This is a genomic window from Pseudomonas sp. BGI-2, from assembly GCF_004310295.1.
GTDB lineage: Bacteria > Pseudomonadota > Gammaproteobacteria > Pseudomonadales > Pseudomonadaceae > Aquipseudomonas.
This window is the reverse complement of record NZ_SISB01000001.1, coordinates 156,703-177,664: the sequence shown is the minus strand read 5'-3', so window position 1 is coordinate 177,664 and position 20,962 is coordinate 156,703. Positions and strand designations below refer to the sequence as shown.

The 20,962-nt window shown below is 58.0% G+C and carries 19 protein-coding genes; 4 read left to right on the top strand and 15 right to left on the bottom strand.

Translation table 11 applies throughout. The features are described 5' to 3' along the window. Positions 1-44: 44 nt before the first annotated feature. From EYC95_RS00760 to EYC95_RS00745, 4 genes are all read right to left on the bottom strand, one after another. Complete coding sequence (locus EYC95_RS00760) at positions 45-254, bottom strand: hypothetical protein (RefSeq protein WP_131058645.1); 210 nt, start codon at positions 252-254, stop codon at positions 45-47. A 97-nt stretch (positions 255-351) separates the two neighbouring features. Then, positions 352-2,589 carry a TonB-dependent siderophore receptor gene (locus EYC95_RS00755; protein ID WP_131058644.1) on the bottom strand — a complete coding sequence of 746 codons (2,238 nt, stop codon included), beginning with the start codon at positions 2,587-2,589 and terminating at the stop codon, positions 352-354. 298 nt (positions 2,590-2,887) lie between these two features. Next, entirely contained in the window at positions 2,888-4,633 is a 1,746-nt protein-coding gene (locus EYC95_RS00750) for a phosphoethanolamine transferase CptA (protein ID WP_131058643.1), read from the bottom strand. A gap of 204 nt (positions 4,634-4,837) precedes the next feature. Beyond that, on the bottom strand, positions 4,838-5,020 hold the full coding sequence (locus EYC95_RS00745; RefSeq protein WP_109630878.1) for a DUF6026 family protein: 183 nt from the start codon (positions 5,018-5,020) through the stop codon (positions 4,838-4,840). Between the two features lie 270 nt (positions 5,021-5,290). Here EYC95_RS00745 and gnd point away from each other — a divergent pair, with 270 nt between their 5' ends. From gnd to EYC95_RS00730, 3 genes are read left to right on the top strand one after another with little or no spacing between them, the layout of a single operon-like run. After that, positions 5,291-6,271, top strand: coding sequence for a phosphogluconate dehydrogenase (NAD(+)-dependent, decarboxylating) (gene gnd / locus EYC95_RS00740; RefSeq protein WP_131058642.1), 981 nt, complete (start codon positions 5,291-5,293; stop codon positions 6,269-6,271). After that, a complete protein-coding gene (gene zwf / locus EYC95_RS00735) occupies positions 6,268-7,791 on the top strand; it encodes a glucose-6-phosphate dehydrogenase (protein WP_131058641.1) in 1,524 nt (507 codons plus the stop codon). Before gnd ends, zwf begins: the two co-directional genes overlap by 4 nt. Next, positions 7,788-8,618: an HAD family hydrolase gene (locus EYC95_RS00730; RefSeq protein ID WP_131058640.1), complete on the top strand. Its 831-nt coding sequence runs from the start codon at positions 7,788-7,790 to the stop codon at positions 8,616-8,618. The genes zwf and EYC95_RS00730 overlap by 4 nt, the downstream gene beginning before the upstream one ends. Before the next feature lie 108 nt (positions 8,619-8,726). On the opposite strand, the gene nhaB is transcribed toward EYC95_RS00730, so the two are convergent. The 3 genes from nhaB to EYC95_RS00710 form a co-directional block, all read right to left on the bottom strand. Next, positions 8,727-10,229 (bottom strand): sodium/proton antiporter NhaB, encoded by a 1,503-nt coding sequence (nhaB, locus tag EYC95_RS00720; protein WP_131058639.1) that lies wholly within the window; start codon positions 10,227-10,229, stop codon positions 8,727-8,729. Between the two features lie 53 nt (positions 10,230-10,282). Beyond that, on the bottom strand, positions 10,283-11,596 hold the full coding sequence (locus tag EYC95_RS00715) for a hypothetical protein (RefSeq protein WP_131058638.1): 1,314 nt from the start codon (positions 11,594-11,596) through the stop codon (positions 10,283-10,285). Between the two features lie 274 nt (positions 11,597-11,870). Continuing rightward, positions 11,871-12,137: a hypothetical protein gene (locus tag EYC95_RS00710; RefSeq protein ID WP_131058637.1), complete on the bottom strand. Its 267-nt coding sequence runs from the start codon at positions 12,135-12,137 to the stop codon at positions 11,871-11,873. 343 nt (positions 12,138-12,480) lie between these two features. Here EYC95_RS00710 and EYC95_RS00705 point away from each other — a divergent pair, with 343 nt between their 5' ends. Continuing rightward, a complete protein-coding gene (locus tag EYC95_RS00705) occupies positions 12,481-13,806 on the top strand; it encodes a sigma-54 dependent transcriptional regulator (protein WP_131058636.1) in 1,326 nt (441 codons plus the stop codon). Between the two features lie 168 nt (positions 13,807-13,974). Here EYC95_RS00705 and EYC95_RS00700 read toward each other — a convergent pair whose 3' ends face one another. The 8 genes from EYC95_RS00700 to pnuC all read right to left on the bottom strand — a co-directional run bounded on the left by EYC95_RS00700 (position 13,975) and on the right by pnuC (position 20,745). Further along, positions 13,975-15,255 carry a hypothetical protein gene (locus EYC95_RS00700; RefSeq protein ID WP_131058635.1) on the bottom strand — a complete coding sequence of 427 codons (1,281 nt, stop codon included), beginning with the start codon at positions 15,253-15,255 and terminating at the stop codon, positions 13,975-13,977. Positions 15,256-15,297: 42 nt separating this feature from the next. Continuing rightward, positions 15,298-16,068 (bottom strand): hypothetical protein, encoded by a 771-nt coding sequence (locus EYC95_RS00695; protein WP_131058634.1) that lies wholly within the window; start codon positions 16,066-16,068, stop codon positions 15,298-15,300. 33 nt (positions 16,069-16,101) lie between these two features. Next, positions 16,102-16,782 (bottom strand): C39 family peptidase, encoded by a 681-nt coding sequence (locus EYC95_RS00690; RefSeq protein ID WP_131058633.1) that lies wholly within the window; start codon positions 16,780-16,782, stop codon positions 16,102-16,104. Positions 16,783-16,843: 61 nt separating this feature from the next. After that, complete coding sequence (locus EYC95_RS00685; RefSeq protein ID WP_131058632.1) at positions 16,844-18,265, bottom strand: heme utilization protein; 1,422 nt, start codon at positions 18,263-18,265, stop codon at positions 16,844-16,846. Positions 18,266-18,317: 52 nt separating this feature from the next. Continuing rightward, on the bottom strand, positions 18,318-18,890 hold the full coding sequence (locus EYC95_RS00680) for an adhesin (protein ID WP_131058631.1): 573 nt from the start codon (positions 18,888-18,890) through the stop codon (positions 18,318-18,320). A 1-nt stretch (position 18,891) separates the two neighbouring features. Then, entirely contained in the window at positions 18,892-19,329 is a 438-nt protein-coding gene (locus EYC95_RS00675) for a hypothetical protein (RefSeq protein ID WP_131058630.1), read from the bottom strand. Between the two features lie 331 nt (positions 19,330-19,660). Further along, complete coding sequence (locus EYC95_RS00670) at positions 19,661-20,185, bottom strand: AAA family ATPase (RefSeq protein ID WP_131058629.1); 525 nt, start codon at positions 20,183-20,185, stop codon at positions 19,661-19,663. Next, complete coding sequence (pnuC, locus tag EYC95_RS00665) at positions 20,182-20,745, bottom strand: nicotinamide riboside transporter PnuC (RefSeq protein WP_131058628.1); 564 nt, start codon at positions 20,743-20,745, stop codon at positions 20,182-20,184. The genes EYC95_RS00670 and pnuC overlap by 4 nt, the downstream gene beginning before the upstream one ends. Between the last annotated feature and the right edge of the window lie 217 nt (positions 20,746-20,962).

Genomic DNA, 20,962 nt, shown 5'->3' with positions numbered 1-20,962 from the left:
GGGCATGAAAAAGGGCGTCCATCAGGACGCCCGTCAGTCATCGTTTAGTTCGGCCGATAGGTTTCGGTCACCTGTGCCGTTTGATCGTTCGGAACCCGCAGTTCAATAGATCTGGTTTCGACGCCATTAGCCTGCTGTTGTTTGAGTCGCAGGGTTTCGAAGTAGTACCTCATTCGTTCGGCGCCGCCTTCGGCAAAGGCAGCGGTGGAACCGAACATCATCAGACTGGCGAGGATCAACGCGGTACGTTTCATGGTTTGCCTCCCACTACGGATATCGGGTGCCTTTCATCCATGAACCAATGTTGCCGGGACATTATCCGCCGATTCCGTTATTTGGGAATTAACCACCTCAGAGCTTCCAGTCCAGGCTCAGGGTGACCGTGCGCGGGTCGCCCCAATAGACGCCGTTGTAGAACCCGACGTTGTCGTAATACTTTTTGTCGAACAGGTTGTCGACGTTCAGCGAAGCCGACAGGTGCTTGTCGAACTGGTAACGCGACATCAGTTTGACCACGGTGTACGCCTCCTGGCGGATGTTGGTGCTGGCGGTGATGATTTCGCCATCGGCGCCACGGCCGACCGGGCGTCTGGCGGCGCGGTAGACGTCGCTTTGCCAGTTCACCGCGCCGCCCACGGTCAGTGCCTGCCAGTCGCCGGGCAGGCGATAGGCCGTGGAGAAGCGGAGCATGTTCAACGGCTGGTTGGTGTTGTTGCGCTGCTTCTCGCCATTGGCCGAGTGGGTGTAGGTGTAGCCAGCCGTCATGTTCCAGCCCGCCATCACCTCGCCGGATACCTCGGCTTCAAAGCCCTGGACCTTGTTGCCCTTGCCCCCCGATTTGAAGAATTCCTCGCCGGTGACCGGGTCCGGTGGCACCGAGTCGTCGCGTTCGGCGACGTTGTCCTGCTTGCTCCAGAACACCGCGGTGGCGAGGTTGAGTCGTTCTTCCAGCAGGCTGCCCTTGAGCCCCAGTTCATAGTTGCTGCCAACCACCGGCTCCAGGTATTGGTGATTGCTGTCGCGATCCTCCTGCGGCTTGAAAATGTCGGTGTAGCTCACGTACACCGTGTATTCAGGCGTGAGGTCGTAGAGCAGCCCGGCGTACGGCGTCCACATGTCGTTGTGCTGCTGGCTGATGGCTTCAACACCGGTCCGTTGCAGGTTGCTGTCGTATGTGTAGGTGTTTTTCGAGATCTCCCAACTGCCGTAGCGACTACCGAGTACCGCGTGCAGGTCGTCGGTCAGGGTCAGGCGCGTGGCCAGGTAACCGGCCTTTTGCCGGGTGCTTTCATCGGACCCTTTCAGGCTGGTGACGGTGTCGGGGAATTTGGGAATGCCGCCCATGTACTTCCAGTCAGGGACTTTCTCGTAATCCGACGACCGTGCGCCGTCTACCGTGTAAGGGTTGTCTTCGCTGCGTTCGGCTTCGCCATAGCCAATCATCATTTCGTGCTCGCGTCCGAACAACGAATATGGGCCGGACACGTTGAAGTCATAGGCCTTCATTTTTTGCGTGCCGACCATGTGGCTGACGTTGGCGAACATGCCGCTGCGATCCGCCTCGGGGAAACCGCCACCGCCATAGTAAATCTTGCCGTCGGTGTCACTCTCGCGGTGGGTGTAGGCCGCCTTGAGCTGCCAGCCGGCGCCCAGTTGCTGGTTCAGCGTGGCAAACGCGGTCTTGTCCTTCAGCGGCCACGAACTCCACGGCGTGGCCATGTTGGTGGAGCGTCCCAGGTTGGCTTTGCTGCCGTCAGCGTTCCAGTAGGGCACGGTGCCCCAGGAGGTGCCTTGCACCTGCTTGTCCTGATAGTCGTAACCCACGGCGAGCACGGTGTCGTCGGTCAGGTCGGCTTCGAGAATCCCGTAGCCGACTTCCCGTTGCTGCTGGTACTTGTCACGGTAGGAACCGCTGTCGCGATAGGCCAGTACACCGCGACCGCGCAGGCGCCCGTCGAAAGCCAGCGGTCCACCAACGTCCACATAGCTGTAGTAATCGTCATAGCTGCCGCCGCTGACACCGGTCTGGGCTTTCCATTGCGCGGTCGGCCGTTTGCGCACCATGTTGATCGTCGCTGAAGGATCGCCGGCACCCGTGGTCAGGCCGGTCGCGCCGCGAACCACTTCGATGCGGTCGTAAATGATGGTGTCGGAATCAGACTTCATGTAGCTGAAGGTGTTGAGCATCCCGTCGATCTGGAAATTGTTGATCGAGTAACCGCGGGACGAATAGCTGACGCGGTCCGAGTCGTTGTGCTGAACCACCACGCCGGTGGTCTGGCTCATGGCTTCGGAGAGCGTGCCGAGTTTGAAATCGTCCATCTGCTGGCGCGTGACCACGGACACCGATTGCGGCGTTTCCTTGATCGACAGGTTCAACCGCGTCGCGGTGCTCATGGCGCCGGTGGTGTACGACTCGGTGTTTTCGGTGGTGCTGCCCAAACCCTGGGCGGTCACATTGGTGATGCCCAGTTCAAGGGTGCGGCTTGGCTCTTGATCGGGGACGGTTTCAGCCAGCAGATCGGGGCTCAGTGCAGCACTGCACAGGCCCAGGGTAAAGGTCATGGAACGGGTGATAGGCGCGAACATCGCGGCCGACTCCTTGTCTTCGAGGGAAAAATTCCGTTTGTTCAAAGACGAAGGGGGAGGAGGGGATTTAGTTCTAAACGAGAATAATTGTTATTTTAAGATGTTTCGGAGGTGGCTTTCATGCAGAAGAAAGCTGGAAACACGAGACCTGTGGCAGCTGGCGAAGCCCTGTGGGAGCGGGCTTGCTCGCCAAAGCGGTGTGTCAGTCAACGATGATGTAGAAGCTGGCGGCCCCTTCGCGAGCAAGCCCGCTCCCACAGGGCTTCGCCAGCTGCTAGGTGTGCGCTGGAGCCATGGATTAATTATGCGCAACCTCCGGATCGCCAGGCTTGCCCTTGGGCTTCATCAGGCTGAAGTCGATCAACGGGCGCGACTGACGCTCGTACGGATTACCGATCATCAACGGACGCGGCTTGAAGCTGTCGCTCACAAGGCTCTTGCTGCGGTCCAGTTCGTCAAAACTCAAACCCGCCAGATCCGCCCAGGTGTGGATCAGGTGAGAGCTGCTGTACGGCCGCGCCAGGTCACCGGCAAAACTCCAGTCGTGGGTTTCACGCCATTTCGGCGAAGCCCAGGCCATGAACGGAATGGTATACATCGGCGACGTCGGCTTGGCCTCGTTGCGCCCCAGCGTGCTGTGGCCCGGGGAGTCGAAGACATCTTCACCGTGGTCCGAGAGGTACATCAGAAAGCCGTTCGGATCGGACTTGGCGTAGTCCTTGATCAGGCTCGACACCACGAAGTCGTTGTACAGCACGGCGTTATCGTAGCTGTTGTAGGTCGGCACCTGATCGTCACGAACGCCCTCGGGCACACCTTTGCGATCGGTGAACTTGTTGAAGGTTGGCGGATAACGGTACTGATAGCTCATGTGCGTACCGAGCAAGTGCACAACGATCAGCTTGCGCGGCGCGGCGTCTGCCAGTGCCTTGTTGAACGGCGCGATGACGTCGCCATCGTACTGCGCGGCGTTCTGGTTGCGGTTGTTGTTCAGGTACACCTGCTCGTCGGCCTGTTCGGAGAAGGTCGTGAGCATGGTGTTGCGCTTGGTCATGGTTTGCTGGTTGGTGATCCAGAAGGTCTTGTAGCCCGCCTGTTTCATCATGCTGACCAGGGACGGCGTGGACAGGTAAAGGTCCGGGTTTTCTTCGTCGGCGAAGGTCAGTACCTGCTGCAACGCCTCGATGGTGTACGGGCGCGGGGTGATGACGTTGTTGAAGACCGCCATCTGATCCTTGAGCTTGTCCAGTTCCGGCGTGGTTTCACGCGGGTAGCCGTAGAGGCTCATGCGCTGACGGTTGGTGGACTCGCCGATCACCAGCACCAGGGTCGCTGGCTGGTTGGCCATCGTGTCCTTGAGGTTCTTCAGTGGTGGAATCTTGCTCGCGCTGTCGAGCATGTCTTGCATGCCGGCCAGCGTGTCTAGGTAACGGTGATACGCCACCGCCATCTGCCAAGGCACCGCCGGCTCGATACGGGTTTCGAATTTCTCGAAGCCGCCGGCCAGGCTACCGGTGCGCGCGGTTTGCTTGATCAGCGGGTAACCGACCACGGCTACCAGGATGGCGGTCGCGGCTACCAGCGCTCGACCGCGGGGCATGTACACCGGGCGCAAGCGAGTCCACAGGAAATACGCGAACAGCGTGTGGGCGAGGAACGCCGCCACCATCCACCAGGCGAAATACTGGGTCATGTACTCGCCAGCTTCAGAGATGTTCGATTCGAACATGATGAAGATGACGCTCTGGGAAAATTCCTGCTGATAGATGAAGAAATAACCCAGGCTGGCCATCGAACAGGCCCACAGCACCACGCCAATCAGCGCGGCCAACACTCGTGTCTGTCTAGGGAACAGCAGCATCGGCGCGAGCCAGATGGCACTCATCACAAAGGCCTGGCGGAACCCGGTGAAACCCGAGGTGCCCGTCAGTTGAATCAGCAGTTGGGTAATGCCGGAAAAATACCAGAAGAACAGGAACAGCCAGAGAAATCCTGCCCAATCGAAACCTTTCGCAGTCGTAGTGCTGCGTTTAAACACAGTCATTCAGCGCTCCAGCCAAGAAATCACGTCGACCCGTCGGGAGCCTTCCATGTTGCCGACGAACAGAGGCCGCGCGGATACCGAGCGGCCATAATGAGCCGGAGTATCAACAGGTCGGTGTGAAAACTTTGTGAGTTGCCACAAACGGCAAGGCAGGGAAGCGGTGTCGGAAACAGCAGAGGGCTGTTTCCGAATCAAGCGAGGGGATCAGGCGTGGGGAGCACGCTGGGTGACGGGCAAAGGCTGAGCCGAAGAGCTTTGTGTGAGTAAGCGCAGCTGCGCGAGTTCCTGCTTCAACAGGTCGCGCTCTTCTTTCAACTGGCGCAATTCATCACGACGGATCGTGACGTAAAGGGTTTGTGCTGGCCGTGCTGCTTGTACTGTGCCCATTGCTCACCTCGCAAATGGCTGTCTCAACTGTAAATCCGCCCCGACATCGGTGCTTATCTACTATCGGCGCCAATTTTGATTTCTTTTGCCCCTGAAGGGAACTTTTTTATTTTTCAGGGTCGTTGTGTCTTCAGTTCGATTTCTGACGTTATCAGTCAGGATCGGGCACAATGCCCGGAAACTTCACGCCAGCGCTCTGGACTAACCCACATTAGTCGCGTTGGGCTATAACCTTTGACACATTTTATTTGTAGTAGGGAGCATCAGCACATGCAACTCGGGATTATTGGACTGGGCCGCATGGGCGGAAATATTGCGCGTCGCCTGATGCTCAACGGGCATACCACCGTTGTTTACGACCGCAATACCGCCTTCGTCGACACTCTGGCCGCAGAAGGCGCCAAGGGCGTCATCGACCTGCCGGCGCTGGTCGCAGGCCTGGCCAAACCACGTGCGGTGTGGGTCATGCTGCCGGCCGGCGCGCCGACCGAAGACACCATCGACACCCTGAGCACCTTGCTCGAAGCCGGCGATACCATCATCGACGGCGGCAACACCTTCTATAAGGACGACATCCGCCGGGCGAAAACCCTGTCGGAGAAAGGCCTGCACTACATCGATGTCGGCACGTCCGGCGGCGTCTGGGGCCTGGAGCGTGGTTACTGCATGATGATCGGCGGCGAAGCCGAGGTGGTGAAACGCCTTGATCCGCTGTTCGACAGCCTGGCACCGGGCATGGGCGATATCCCTCGCACCAAGGACCGCAAGTCGGAAGACGATCGCGCCGAGCGCGGTTACATTCACGCCGGTCCAGCAGGCTCTGGCCATTTCGTGAAGATGATCCATAACGGCATCGAATACGGAATGATGCAGGCCTTCGCCGAAGGCTTCGACATCCTCAAGACCAAGGCCAGCACCAACCTGCCGGAAGATCAGCGTTTTGACCTTAACGTGGCCGACATTGCCGAAGTCTGGCGCCGTGGCAGCGTCGTGTCGTCCTGGTTGCTCGACCTGACCGCCGACGCACTGGCCAGCGATCCGAAACTCGACGGTTACTCAGGCTCGGTCGCTGACAGCGGTGAAGGTCGCTGGACCATCGAAGCCGCCATGGAACAATCGGTGCCCGTACCCGTGCTGTCGAACTCGCTATTCTCCCGCTACCGTTCGCGCGGTCAAGGCACCTTTGGTGACAAGATCCTTTCGGCCCAGCGCTTCGGCTTCGGCGGCCATGTGGAGACTGCGAAAAAATGACCCGTCTGATCCGCAATAAATCCAAGGCAGAACCCGCACCACCGACCACGCTGTTTCTGTTCGGTGCCCATGGTGACCTGGTCAAGCGCTTGCTGATGCCGGCGCTGTATAACCTGAGTCGCGACGGTCTGCTTGGCGATGGACTGCGGATCATTGGCGTTGACCACAACGCCATCAGTGACGAAGCCTTTGCGCAGAAGCTCGAAGATTTCATTCGGACCGAAGCGGCCACCAAAGTCGGCAAGGGCGACGCAGCCCTTGACCCGGCGCTGTGGGCCAAGCTTGCCAAAGGCATCAGCTACGTCCAGGGCGACTTCCTGGACGACAGCACTTATCAAGCGCTGGCGGCAAAAATCGCCGCCAGCGGCACCGGCAACGCGGTGTTCTATCTGGCCACCGCGCCGCGTTTTTTCAGTGAGGTGGTGCGCCGTCTCGGCGCCGCCGGCTTGCTGCAAGAAACACCCGAAGCCTTCAGAAGGGTGGTGATCGAAAAACCATTCGGCTCCGATCTGCACACCGCTGAAGCGTTGAACGCGTGTTTGCTCAAGGTGATGTCGGAAAACCAGATCTACCGGATCGATCACTACCTGGGCAAGGAAACCGTGCAGAACATCCTGATCAGCCGGTTCTCCAACAGCCTGTTCGAAGCGTTCTGGAATAACCATTACATCGACCACGTGCAGATCACGGCCGCCGAAACCGTCGGCGTGGAAACCCGTGGCAGTTTTTATGAACACACCGGCGCCCTGCGGGACATGGTGCCCAATCACCTGTTCCAGTTGCTGGCGATGGTGGCGATGGAACCGCCGGCAGCCTTTGGCGCCGATGCGGTCCGTGGCGAGAAAGCCAAAGTGGTCGGCGCGATACGTCCGTGGTCCACGGAAGAGGCGCGGGCCAACTCGGTGCGTGGCCAATACGCGGCCGGCGAACTCGATGGCAAACCCTTGGCCGGTTATCGTGAGGAAGGCAACGTAGCGCCGGACAGCAATACCGAAACCTACGTCGCGCTGAAAGTCATGATCGACAACTGGCGTTGGGTCGGCGTGCCATTCTACCTGCGCACCGGCAAGCGCATGAGCGTGCGCGACACCGAGATCGTCATTTGCTTCAAGCCTGCGCCGTACGCGCAGTTCCGCGATACCGAGGTCGATGAGTTGCAACCGACCTACCTGCGCATCCAGATTCAACCCAACGAAGGCATGTGGTTCGACCTGCTGGCCAAGCGGCCCGGGCCGGCCCTGAAAATGGCCAATATCGAGTTGGGTTTTGCCTACAAGGATTTCTTTGAAATGCAGCCGTCCACCGGCTACGAAACGCTGATCTACGATTGCCTGACTGGCGATCAGACGCTGTTCCAGCGCGCCGACAACATCGAAAACGGCTGGCGCGCCGTGCAGCCATTCCTCGATGCCTGGCAACTGGACGCGAGCGTGCAGCGCTATCCGGCCGGCGAAAACGGCCCGAAGTCGGCTGATGAGCTGCTGGCCCGCGACGGTCGCGTCTGGCATGGTCTCGGATGAGTGACGTCACGCAACAACCCATCCGTTTTCTGCTGAGCGACATGGATGGCACATTGCTGCTGCCCGATCACACGCTCAGCCAGCGCACCATTGAGGCCGTCCGATCCTTGCGCGAGGCTGGCGTGCTGTTCAGCCTGGCCACCGGGCGTCCACCGAAAGCCATGTTGCAGCAGATCGAAGCCCTCGGCGTCGATCTGCCAACGGCGGCGTTCAATGGCGGCACGATCGTCAATCCCGACGGCAGTTTGCTGGTCGCGCATTATTTACCGGCAACGGCTGCGCTGACGGCGTTGGCACTGTTTGCCGATCAGCCGGACGTTGAAGTCTGGGTGTTCAGTGGCGGCGACTGGTTGCTGAAAGACCCGAGTGGGCCGATGGTCCCGCGCGAGCAGCACGGCCTCGGTTATCCGCCGGTGGTGGTCGAGAGTTTCGAGCCGTTTCTGACGCGCATCGACAAGATCGTTGCCACCAGCAGCAACACACAACTGTTGATCGAACTGGAAGCGCAGTTATTGCCGAAAGTGGAGGGCCAGGCACAGGTCTCGCGCTCGCAACCGGTGTATCTGGACGTGACGGCAATGCAGGCGAACAAGGGCGCTGCGTTGGCGACACTGGCCGAGTTTCTCGGTGTGCCGCTGGAGCAGACCGCTGCGATGGGCGATGGCGGCAATGACCCGGCGATGTTTCATCGCGCCGGATTGTCAATTGCCATGGGGCAGGCGGAAGAAGCGGTGAAGCGCCAGGCCGATGTGGTGACAGGCACCAACACCGAAGACGGCGCGGCCCAGGCGATTGAGCAATACATCCTCCCTCGCCAGTTCACCTAAAACCAATGTGGGAGCGGGCTTGCTCGCGAAAGCGGTGTGTCAGTCAATATTTATGCTGAATGACACACCGCATTCGCGAGCAAGCCCGCTCCCACATTTAGGATTGTGTTACAGCCAGTAGCTGACGGCGTACCAACCCAGCACACCCATCACCACCGTATACGGCAACGCCATCCACACCATCCGCCCATATGACAGGCGAATCAGCGGCGCAATCGCCGACGTCAGCAAAAACAGAAACGCCGCCTGGCCATTAGGCGTCGCCACGCTCGGCAGGTTAGTGCCTGTATTGATCGCAATGGCCAGCGTTTCGAAGTGCTCACGGCTCATGTGGCCGGAGATGAACGCCTGTTTCACTTCGGTGATGTAAATGGTCGCCACAAACACGTTATCGCTGATGGCCGACAGCAATCCGTTGGCAATGAACAACATGCCTGGCTGCTGATCGGCCGGCAGCGCCAGCACCCACTGGATCAGCGGCGTGAACAACTGCTGATCGTGGATCACCGCGACCACCGCGAAGAACACCACCAGCAATGCCGTGAACGGCATGGCGTCCTTGAACGCGTTGCCGATACGGTGCTCGTCGGTGATGCCCGTGAAGGCGGTGATCAACACGATCACCATCAAACCGATCAAACCCACTTCAGCCACGTGAAACGCCAGGCAGCCAATCAGAATCAGTGCCGCCAACCCTTGAACGATCAGGGCTGCACGCTGGCGCGAGGTGCGTTTGACGTTGTCTTCGGCAGCGTAATTGGCCAGTACGGTGCGCACGTTGTCCGGCATCAGCGTGCCGTATCCGAACCAGCGCAATTTCTCCAGCAGGACGCAGGTCACCAGACCTGCGACCAATACCGGCAATGAAACGGGCGCGACTTTAAGAAAGAACTCGAAAAAGTGCCAGCCCATTTCGTGGCCGATCAGCAGATTTTGCGGCTCGCCAACCAATGTGCAGACGCCGCCCAATGCCGTGCCCACGGCGCCGTGCATCAGCAGACTGCGCAGGAACGCACGAAATTGTTCGAGGTCGTCATGATGCAGTTTGGGTAGGTGCTGATCATCGCTGAACTCACTGTCCTGACGCGGATCATTGCCCGAGGCGACGCGGTGATACACCGAGTAAAACCCCACGGCAGCACTGATGATCACCGCCGTCACCGTCAAGGCATCGAGGAACGCCGACAGAAATGCCGAGAGGAAGCAGAACATCAAGGCCAGCAGGGCCTTGGAGCGAACCCCCAGCAACAGGCGCGAGAACAGAAACAACAGCAGGTCTTTCATGAAGTAGATGCCCGCTACCATGAACATCAGCAGCAGGATCACCGGGAAGTTGTGCACCAGTTCGTCATAGAGCGCTTGCGGCGTGGTCATTTTCAGCAGCAGCGCTTCAATCAGCAGCAACCCGCCGGGCATCAGCGGATAACATTTGAGGGCCATGGCCAGGGTGAAGATGAATTCCAGCACCAGCAGCCAACCGGCCGCCACCGGACCTACTGTCCACAACACCAGGGCGTTGAGTATCAGGAAGCCGACAATGCTCGCCTTGTACCAGCGGGGTGAGTGGCCGAGGAAATTGTGCGCGAAGGCGTGGGCCATTGAACCGGACATCGGCTACTCCTTGTATTAAGAAGCGCGCAACTTGCCGTAAGCCGAAGGGAAGATCAAGTGTGGGAAAAGTGGTTGTCCTGACCGAGATAGCGCACCACAACCGCCCGATAGTTGCCATCCAGCGAATAACCGCCTACGACAATCCCTCCATCCGCCTGAACGGCCATCGAGGTGGCGGTGTCCAGGCTGCGGCCCAAACGGGTGCGAACCCAGCAGGTGCCCTCGGCAAAGCCGGGATCCAGCTGCCCGCCAGGTAAGTACCGGGCCAGGAGGAAGTCGGCTTCGACTCCGCCAATGGTGGCGCCAACCGTCAGCACGCGGCCGTCTGGCTGGAGTTGGGCGGCGGTCCACTGACAGCCGCTGAGACCGACTTTCAGCAGATGTGGCTGGCCACCGTTGCAACGAGCGTCCGGGCGACCGTTGCTTTGCAGTTTCAGCGCCAGGCAATGCATCGGGTCGCGGCTGGTGCCAAAACACTGCAAGTCGCCATTGTCCTGCTGGACGATCTGGCTGACTTGGGCGCTGTGCCCCTGAACGCTGAAGGTCATGAATCCATCCACGGCGAAGCTATCATCCAGGCTGCCGTCGGGCAGGTAGCGCGCCAGCAAGCCTTCTTCAGGGAAATTGATCGAACCGCCGACCATGATCCGACCGTCCCGCTGCACCATCAGGCTGCTGAGCCAGGAGTTCATCAGCAAATGCCTGACGATGACAAAGCCGCGGCCATTGAAGGCGCTATCCAACTCGCCATTGCAGGTAAGGCGAATCAGCAGGCCAACGTGATCGGCCAGTTCGAAATGGTGATTGGCCAGTAGTAGGATTCGGCCGTCAGCCTGAACCTTAACGTCGCAGGCTTCGGCCCCCGGCACCCCGGGAGGGAGCCAGGCGTCGCGCATGCCCAGTGACAGATTTCCCGGCAGGCGTATGACGCAGCGTCCATTGTCGCCAAAATCCCTGACCGGGTGACCTTGAGAGTCGAACAGCGCCAGGGCCGGCAACGTCTGGTGAGCGTCTTGATAGTGCAGGCCGGCGACCAGAATATTCCCGTTGGCCAGGACAAGGACTTTGCCCGCCATTGCCTCATAACCGCGCTGGAATTGCCCGATGACGCTGCCGCGAGTGCCGAATGCCAGGTCCGCCGAGCCGTCTTCAAGCAAGCGGGCCAGGCCAAAGCAATGGCCGTCGCGAGTGCCGACCTTTGCCGCCACCAGCACGCGACCGCTCGAGTCGATCGCCACGCTGTTGGCGATGCTCGACGTACTGCCGGCGAAATACACTTGGGTTTTGCCGTTGGAGGCAAAACTTTTATCGAGATGACCGGCCGTGTACTGCGCTGCAGGTCGGGCAAAAGCAGTCTGGTCTGGCATGCGCGCATCTCCTTGCGAGCTGACCGAAACCCGGGTACCGGGAGGGCAACTGCGTGTGCAAAACATTCAATCCCTGAATGATCGATTGCACAACTGTCACAACTAACGGATGGAGGGTCGTTTTGTGCCAGAACAGTGTCTTTTCGAACCATTGACAAGCCTGCCAAGTAATTCGTGGCAGGCAAGTTGGAAGACGGGGGCAATGACTACCGAAAACAGCCACTAAAAGAATGGCGAGGGGGGCGGATCACACTTGAGTAATCCGCCAAAACCCTTAGTGCGGCATGGACCAAGATTGCAGCGTGTAACCATCCTCGCTCAGTACGGCGCGAGCTTCTTCCAGGATGTGTTCAAGTTGCTCAGGATCAGAGTACGCACTGCTTGGAATCTGTGTGCGGCCGATGTGGGCATTGGTGCGATCGATAATGGTCAGGCTAAGTTCGCCATTGCCGTCTTGTGGGGCCCAGGCCACGCATTGGAAAGGTTCAAATGCACGGCCGGCAATCAAAAGAGCTTCGTTGATACGGAGCGGGGCGGTCATGGGGTCTTCTCTCTTTATGCCCAATCAAGTGACAGGCCGTCGGTTGGGCTTACCGTTCGGCTGGTTACTTGTACTGATGCCCTCAACCGGGGGTCAGGTCACACACAATCAAAAGAAATTTCAACTTTCTTTCATATACTCAATGCAGGGGCAGGTTTTGAAAGCTGAATGAAAGGTTGAACTCGTTAGGTAACTAACAAACTTGTTCTTATAACTAATAACGCGACGTTCCTATAGTCAAACGGTACAAGGGTGCGTCAAATTCTTGCTAATGTTACAGCCAGATCCGCCAAACGACTGTTTTTTAATAATATTTCCTAAAGTTTGGCGTCAAGGAACAGTCATGATCGAAACGCCTGCGTTACGACGTCTGTTAGTAGTTGACCCCTGTGATGACTGCCATCGTCTGTTGCCGGGTCTGCGCTCTGTGGGCTGGGATGTTGACAGCTGTTCCCTGGAGAATGCCGCCGACCGAACGTGCGACGTTGGCCTCTTGCGATTACAACCCTTTCATCTGGAACGCCCGGAAGCCGTCAAAGAGTTGATCAGCCGCAGCGGCACCGAGTGGATTGCCGTACTCAACCAGGAAGTCCTGCGCCTGCAAAATGTCGGTGATTTTGTTTGCGAATGGTTTTTTGACTTCCATACCTTGCCGTTTGACGTTTCCCGGGTACAAGTCACGCTGGGACGAGCGTTCGGCATGGCGCGCCTGCGTGGGCAGGGCACCGTTCACATTGATCAGCCTGAGCATGAGCTGCTGGGCGACAGCAAACCGATTCGTGAACTGCGTAAGTTACTCAGCAAACTGGCGCCCACCGAATCTCCGGTCCTGATCCGGGGCGAAAGCGGTACCGGTAAAGAACTGGTCGCCCGCACGCTCCATCGACAATCCCAGCGTCACAGCAAACCTTTCGTAGCGATCAATTGCGGGGCCATTCCCGAACACTTGATCCAGTCCGAACTGTTTGGCCACGAGAAAGGCGCCTTTACCGGCGCCCACCAACGTAAGGTCGGCCGGATCGAAGCGGCAAATGGCGGCACACTGTTTCTCGATGAGATCGGTGACCTGCCACTGGAGCTGCAAGCCAATCTGCTGCGCTTCCTGCAGGAAAAACACATCGAGCATGTCGGCGGCAGTCAGCAGATTCCGGTGGATGTGCGGGTATTGGCGGCGACTCACGTCGACCTTGAGGCGGCGATCGAGAAGAAACGCTTTCGTGAGGATTTGTACTATCGCCTGAACGTACTGCAAGTTGTCACCGCGCCCCTGCGTGAGCGTCATGGCGACTTATCGATGCTGGCCAATCACTTTTCTCACTTCTACAGTCATGAAACCGGCCGCCGTCCTCGCAGCTTCAGCGAAGACGCCTTGATTGCCATGGGCAAGCACGACTGGCCGGGCAACGTTCGCGAGCTGGCCAACCGGGTACGTCGCGGGTTGGTGCTGGCCGAAGGGCGGCAGATCGAAGCGCGAGACCTGGGGCTGATCAGCCAACAGCCCTTTGCCGCGCCGATGGGCACGCTGGAAGACTACAAGACCCGCGCTGAACGCCAGGCCTTGTGCGATGTTCTTAACCGCCACAGCGATAATTTGAGCATCGCCGCCAAGGTGCTGGGGATCTCCAGGCCTACCTTCTACCGTTTGTTGCACAAGCATCAGATACGATGAGCGATTGCAGACCCGTAGGAGCGAGCGGTACGGCGATCCGACTTGCCCGCGAAGAACGCTACGCAGTTTAACTGAATCACCGCGCTATCGTTCTTCGCGGGCAAGCCTCGCTCCTACAGGATCAACAAAAAAACCCGCCGAAAAAGCGGGTTTTTTGTGGGTGCCGGATCAGAAGTAGTACGGGAATTTCAGACTGAAGGAAAAGTCTGGCGAGTCGTCGGTCAGGCCGATGGCCAGGTTGGGCACGATCGTCAAGTTATCGGTTGCTGCCAGGGTCATGCCGATGTTGAAGTTGGCAGAGTTGTAATCGCTGTTGGTGATCGATTGCCAGTCGCCACCGTCAGGCCTGATCTTGCTCTTGCGGGCGAACTGATCGGTGAACGAGAACGACATACTCATCTTCTCGTTCAAGGCGAATGCAATGCCTGCGCCGACCTGCCAGGAATCGCCCAGCTTCACGTCCCCTTTCACCTTGGAGCCGACCTGAGGGCTGATGTCGCTGAAAGAGTCCTGCACGTTGTAGGTGTAGGACAGGCTGCCGAACAGTACGGCCGGGTCGAACGTCTTGACCAGCGAAATCCCCGGGGTGATCGACCAGATACCATTGCCGGTAGGCAAGTCCTCGGGTACCGCGAGGTTGTCGTTGTTCGGGTCTTCGATCAGCTTGATGCCGTAAGGGTCGTCACCGGTTGGTGCCTTGACGCGCAGTGTAACGACCGCGTCGGGCAGATTTGCCGACTCGTCCAGAAACTTGTAAGCAATGCCAACGTTCACGTCGCCGATGGTCGGATCCCGCGTAACGGTTGCGTCCGACGTCACCGGACCTGCGCCTCCGGCGCCACCGGAGGAATACGTCGATTCGCGATAAACCACGGGGACGTTGATGTCGAACTGCCAGCGTTGCGCCACGTTGTAGCGGGCGGTCAGGTCCAGTGTCCAGTTGTCGGCCTTGATGCGGTCGAGGTTGATGTTGCCGAGAAAAATCGAGTCCAGTGCCAGAAAGCCGTTGAGCGTTAATGCACGGGTATCGTAATGCGTGTAGGTCAGGCCGGTTTCGACGCTGAACTTGCCGCCACCGAAGAAGCCGCTGGCTTCGTCATAAAGGTTGGAAACGCTTTGCGCAGGCTCCGAATCATCCTTGAGCGATTGGCCATAGGAACTGCCTGTGGTTCCCGGCGCACCGGCGGCCACCGCCTGGCCACCCCTGGCCGGTTCGGCGGGGGATTTGGTCAGGCGTTTGGGAGCGGGTGTCGCCGGTGCTTCTTCGACTTGGCGAACGCGTTGCTCAAGGACCATCAGCGCGTTCTGTTGTGCTTCGTAACGCTGTTTCAACTCCATGAGTTCTTGTTTTAGGATTTCGACCTGGGGGTCCGGTGCTGCGTATAGCAAAGTGGTCGGGGCCAGGCTACTCAAACAGACAAAAGCTCTGAACGTTAAAGATCGGTGCATGGGTTAGTAGTCCCTTCTGACTCTGATGAGACTGAGCGTAGATCAGAATCCGATAGTGCGAAGACCTTTAAGCTGGTCCAGGTTGCCGCTCACCGATCCGGCTGTCGGCACATTGTCACGCAGCACGACATTGAAGGAAGTGAGGTTGCGGACCTGATTGCTACTGCCGAGCAAAGTCGTATTCTGCATCAGCCCACCCTGGGCCAGGCGTTGTACGGTACTGCCCTGATTGTTGTTGGCTACGATGTTGAGTTGCACACCAGTCCCGGTTGAGGAAATGCTCAGCGAGCCGGCGCCATTGTTGCCAACCAACGTTGAGCCTGCGGTCAATGCCTGGCCCTGCTGTTGCGTTTGTTGTGGTTGTTGCGTGGCTGTCCCCTGGCTAGCCTTTGAGACGTTGATATCAACGTTGTTGTAGGCAGTATTATTGTCGCCGGCAGCACGCACGACTTGAGTGACGCCCTCGGTGGTGTTGAGGCCGCTGCCGCCAGTGACGGTGCCCGTGCCAGTGCTCGCGCCTTGCGAGCGCGCTGAGCCATTACCTTTTTCGTCGATCATTGACACATAGAACTGTGGCTTGATGGTCGATTGTTGAATTTGCATCGTGGACGTTGCGCCGATCACTTCACCGTTGGCATTTTGCCAAGTGCTGGTCATCGCAATGCCGAAGCTGACAATCCGTCCCGGCATGACATAGCGGCCACGCAGGGTTGCCAATTCCTGGTCTTTCAGTTCGATGGGTTTGAATGTCTGTGCCTCGGTCGGCAGGCTGGCGGCCAGGCAAAGCACGGCCAGCCAGATTGGAGTCTTCATGGGATGCTCCCGGAGCGTCGTGCTCCTTTGTTATTAGAAGAAGTCGCTTTGGATGAATCCGAAATCCATCAACTCTGCGTCTTGCACCGGGCTGAAGGCGTTTATGCGGTTCTTGGCGGTCAGCGGCATGGGTGGGTCGAGCAATGCATTGGTTTTGTCGTAGCCCTGGCCGATGACGGCAAAGATGATGCCGTTCCAGCCTTTGACGAAGTCATCGACTTTGTAACGTTTATGACCGAGTACCGGATCTCCGATATAGACCCAGCCGTTATGGATTCTTTGCATGACCACAAAGTGTTTGTAGCCACGAATATCCATGAGTACCACCACCGGAATTCTGATGTCGCTCAACGTTTCCGGCGCTACCCGATAGCCACGGGCCCGCATGCCGATACTTTCCACGTAACGCTTCATGTCGAGCATGGAGAAGCCCTGTACGCGGACGAGATCTTGATCGGAGTGTGCAAGCATGCCTTCGATGATCTGCTCTTCATTCACGTCCAGCCAATAGGCTTGGCGCAAGATGGTCGCCAGCGCAGCCGCGCCGCAACTGAAGTCGGTTTTCTGTTGTACCAGGTCCTCAAATTTACGTTCGCGAACGCTCTGGATCGGCTTGTACACCAGCGCGCCACCCGGCAGGACGGAAAGCGGCATTTGTGCAGCCTCGATCACACTGGCCACGCAAAGCAAAAATGCCAAGGCAGTAATGCGCATGATGGGACGCCCCAAGAGGTGTTGAAAAAGGCCCCCGTAAGGGGGCCTCCAAAGACAGCCATTAGAACGAGTTGTTGGAAATGGCCAGCGAGTTGCTTTGTTGGTTGCCCACACCAGCAGCCACGTTGACGCCCAGGTTGCCGCTGCCGCCATTCACCGAACCACTCAGGGTTGCAGTGTTGGTCACAGGGTTGGCCCAGCCAGTTGGAGTCAGCACTTGATAGGAGTAGGTGTTGCTCAAATCATAAGAGCTGCTTTCACTGTAGCTTTTCGCTTTGTCGTATGCAGACTCGGACGATTTACTGCCCGATTCTTCGTACGAGGAGTCAGACGACTTCGTATACGATTTATCGTACGATTTTTGGAACGAGGAATTGCGCGATTTGTCATACGACGAGTCGCGAGATTTGTCGTACGAGGACTCGTGCGATCTGTCATACGATTTGTCTATCGATACATCAAGCGTTGCGTCGAGCGATGCGTTTAACGATGCGTCGGAAGAACTGCTGCGGGTGCGGTCGCCCCAGCCATTATTGACGGTAGTGGAGTTGGAAGCCGCCGCAGCAGCGTCCAGCGTAGCGCTCAAGGAAGCACTCAAAGAAGCGTTCGAAGAACCGCTAGCACTACTGCTGTTGGAACCGCTGGCATTACTGCTGTTGGAACCGCTCGCATTACTGGCGCTAGAACCGCTTATATCAACGCTTTTGGAACCGCTGGCGTCATAGCTCTTGGCGCCGGCCGCGTTCCAGCTCGAAGAAGCGCTTTGACTGCCGCTCGCCTCAAATGACTTATCTTTAGAGAAACTGCCGCTCGCCGTATTGGTAACGGTGATTGTATCCACGCGATAAGTACGATCGGCGGCGTTGTTCACAACCAGGCCAGGACCGTTTTGATCTGCAGAGGCGGTGGCTGTTGCGTTACCGAGTGGAGCATTGGTATTGGCAATTGCCATGGTGTTTTTCTGCTGGTTCAGGTCGCCGCCAGCAATGTTGATGCCCATGTTGCCGCTGCCGCTATTACCCGATCCACTCATAACGGCAGAAGATGTGCTGCCGTAGTTGTCGACCCGGTTATTGTTGCTGTATTGCCGCACGCTAGCGGTAGCGGAGGCAGTGCCGAACACGAAGCTGTTGTCGAGACTGGAGTCAGAAGCAGCGTTTGCAATGGCGGCCGCGTTGTCTTGTTGGTTGCCATTGCCTGCAGCCACGTTGACACCAACGTTGCCACTGGTGCCTGTGGCAGAGCTGGTCATCTCGGCTTCGTTGACAGTCCCTTCGTTACGGATGTGGTTGTTGGTACTGCTTTGGTTATCCCAAGCATTGGCAGTCGCGTAAACAGGGATCTTTGTTGGAGGAGGGGTGTGATGACCACCGTTGTGGTGGCCCCCATTGTAGTGGTTGTCACGCTCCCCAGCTTGTACAGCAACAGCCATGACCGCAGCAATTGCGAATACCAGAGGCTTTATTGCCATCGAAGGTTTCATGGTGATTCTCCGTGCTTATTTTAGGTTAAGTGTTGTTTCTTACCTTTTTGGGTCAATTCGCGACCCGTACGCTCAGGGTGTTGGCCGTTCGGTTTCCCACCCCGGCGCTCTGATTCAACTGAATCACCCCACGGCTACCGGTGAAAGCCTGGTCACTGGTAGTGACCTGGCGATAGCCTGGTGCAGAGTCAGTCGGATCGGAGTTGTTGAGCAGCGCCACGTTCTGTTGCATGAGGACGCTGTCGTCGATACTTTGCGGCTGTGTACTGATGCTTATCCGCAGGGCATTGGCTTGCTGGTTGCTCGCGCCCGTGCTCTGGTTGACACCCAGTACGCCATTGCCGTGGCTGAATGAGTCGCCTTGAATGCTGGATCGGGCATCGATCCTTGGGTCGACTTGCGTACGCAGCCGTTGGCGAATCTGTGTGGTTGCACTGGCGTTGGTGCCAATGGCGATGGCCCGGGCATTGGCCTGTTGCTGATAATCGCCCGCCGCCTGGTTGACCGTGAGGTTGCCTTGGTACTGCATGCCCGAACCGTCGATGTCGGCGTTATTGATGACGGGAGGTTGGGCAAAGATCGATGCACTGCAAAACATGGCGATAAAGAGCAGCGTACGATTCATCTTAACGGTCTCCCGTTATGATTTTCAGAGCACCCAGGCCCTGCTGGACGTTTGAATTGACCATGTTGGCAATACCGTTGCCCGAGTTTCCGGAACGTCCAGCGGGGAGGTTGGAAAGCTGGGTCTGGTTGCTGACATTGCCGCCCATGTTGTTGGTGTTTTGAGTGATCAGGCGGTTGATGCCTGCACCACTGGCGACGTTGGCAAAGTCGCCGTCGCTCAACTCGTTCGTTTGCTTGAGGATTTGTTTGGACGGGTTGGCATTGACGGTCGTGGGGTTAGGATCGGGAATCAACGGTGGAATCGTTGCGTTGCGCGGTTGGACATCACGTTTGATAAGAATGATGCCGTTTTCAGCCTGTACAGGCAGGCAGACACTTGAGCCCAGTGCGCATCCGATCAGCAGGAGGCTATAGATGCGTTGATCAAATTTCCCCACGGCGGCAATTCCTTCTGTAGTTGGAACGCTGGCCCTTATCAGCGTTGTGAGGTAGAGAGCAGAAGGTGTGCCGCTTTTGGTTTTTCGTTTAAAAACAGTGGGTTGGATTTAATTGTCGAGTTAGTCAAAAAAAAATTGTAACGCCACTGAGACAGACCCACGCCAAAGCGCAGCCCATGCGGGCGGCATTGCTCGTCGAGGGCACTGAATGCAGGTTGTATCAGTGGCTTAACATATTATTGCAGGAGTGCTCGGGCCGCTTTAGCTTGCGGCTCTGCACAGGGGAGGGTGTTTCAGGAATGGAACATCGGTGACGGGTAGGGCAACCCTGTCAGGCCTTGAGCAAGCGCGTGACAGCCTCGAATGCCGCGTCCCTTCGCTCTTGCCAATCACCTTGCACTACCTGGCAAGGCTGGCGGTGCAGGTCAAGCCATTGGCGGCTGGCCTGGAAAAACGCCTGGCGTTCTGCCAGTTGCGGTTGGCAACGTTGCCCGTCGTCATGCCAGGCTACGGTTTCAGGGCTCAGCAGCAAATGCAGGTCGTAGTGACGTGACAGCAATGCTTGCTCGATCCATGTCGGGCAATCGCCAAACAACGTGCGACTCCAAAGGATGTTGCTCAAGAGGTGTGTATCGAGAATCAACAGTGACGGTTGTCTGGCGCGTGCTTCATCCTCCCAAGTCAGCTGGCCATTGGCAATGGAGGTGATGTCATCGTAGCGAGTTTCGCGGGCTTCGCTGTCGATGAAATGCCGAACGTACTCATTGACCAATATGCCGCCAAAGTTGGCGTGAATCTCGTTCGAAAGCCAGCTTTTGCCGCTGGATTCCGGACCTGTTAGCACCAGAACTTTCATGCGCGCAATGCCGGGTCGGCGCGCCACTCACGCCAGCCTTGCACGGCCAGCAACAAGAACAGCGCGTAGAGGGCGGCGGTCAGGTACATGTCCTTATAGATGAACAGCCCGACGAAAATCACATCAACGGCGATCCACAGCGGCCAGCATTGCACGCGTTTTTGCGCCATCCATAATTGCGCCACCAGGCTGAACCCTGCCAGCGCAGCGTCGAGCCATGGCTGGGCGGCATCCGTCCAGTGCGCCATGGCGGCGCCCAGCAGCAGACTGCCAATGGCGCCGGCCAGAAGGCCCAAAGCAATCGATTTCCCATCGAGGCGGCTGACCTGTCGGCCGGTATTCGCCTCGCCCGCGCGGGTCCATTGCCACCAGCCGTAGAGCTGCAGCCCGGCGTAGACCACTTGCAGGAGCATGTCCGAATACAGCTTCACTTCAAAAAAGATCCAGCTGTAAAGCAACACCATGACCAAGCCGATCGGCCAGCACCAGGGGTTCTGTTTGACCGTCAACCAGACGGCAATCACGCCGAGGGTGGCGGCAAACAGTTCAAGCCCGGACATGGAGGTTCCTTGGGGGAAGACAAAGAGGGTGCGGATTGTACCGGCAGACACCGCCAAGTAGAACCGGCTTGCGCGGCCGGTAGCAGCTGCCGAGCTGCGCGAGGCTGCGTTCGGCGACGAAGTCGTCGTGAAATCAGCCCCGCAGTGCATCAGGAAAACAGCGCTCGCAGGGTTTACGACGACTTCGTCGCCGGACGCAGCCTCGCGCTGCTCGGCA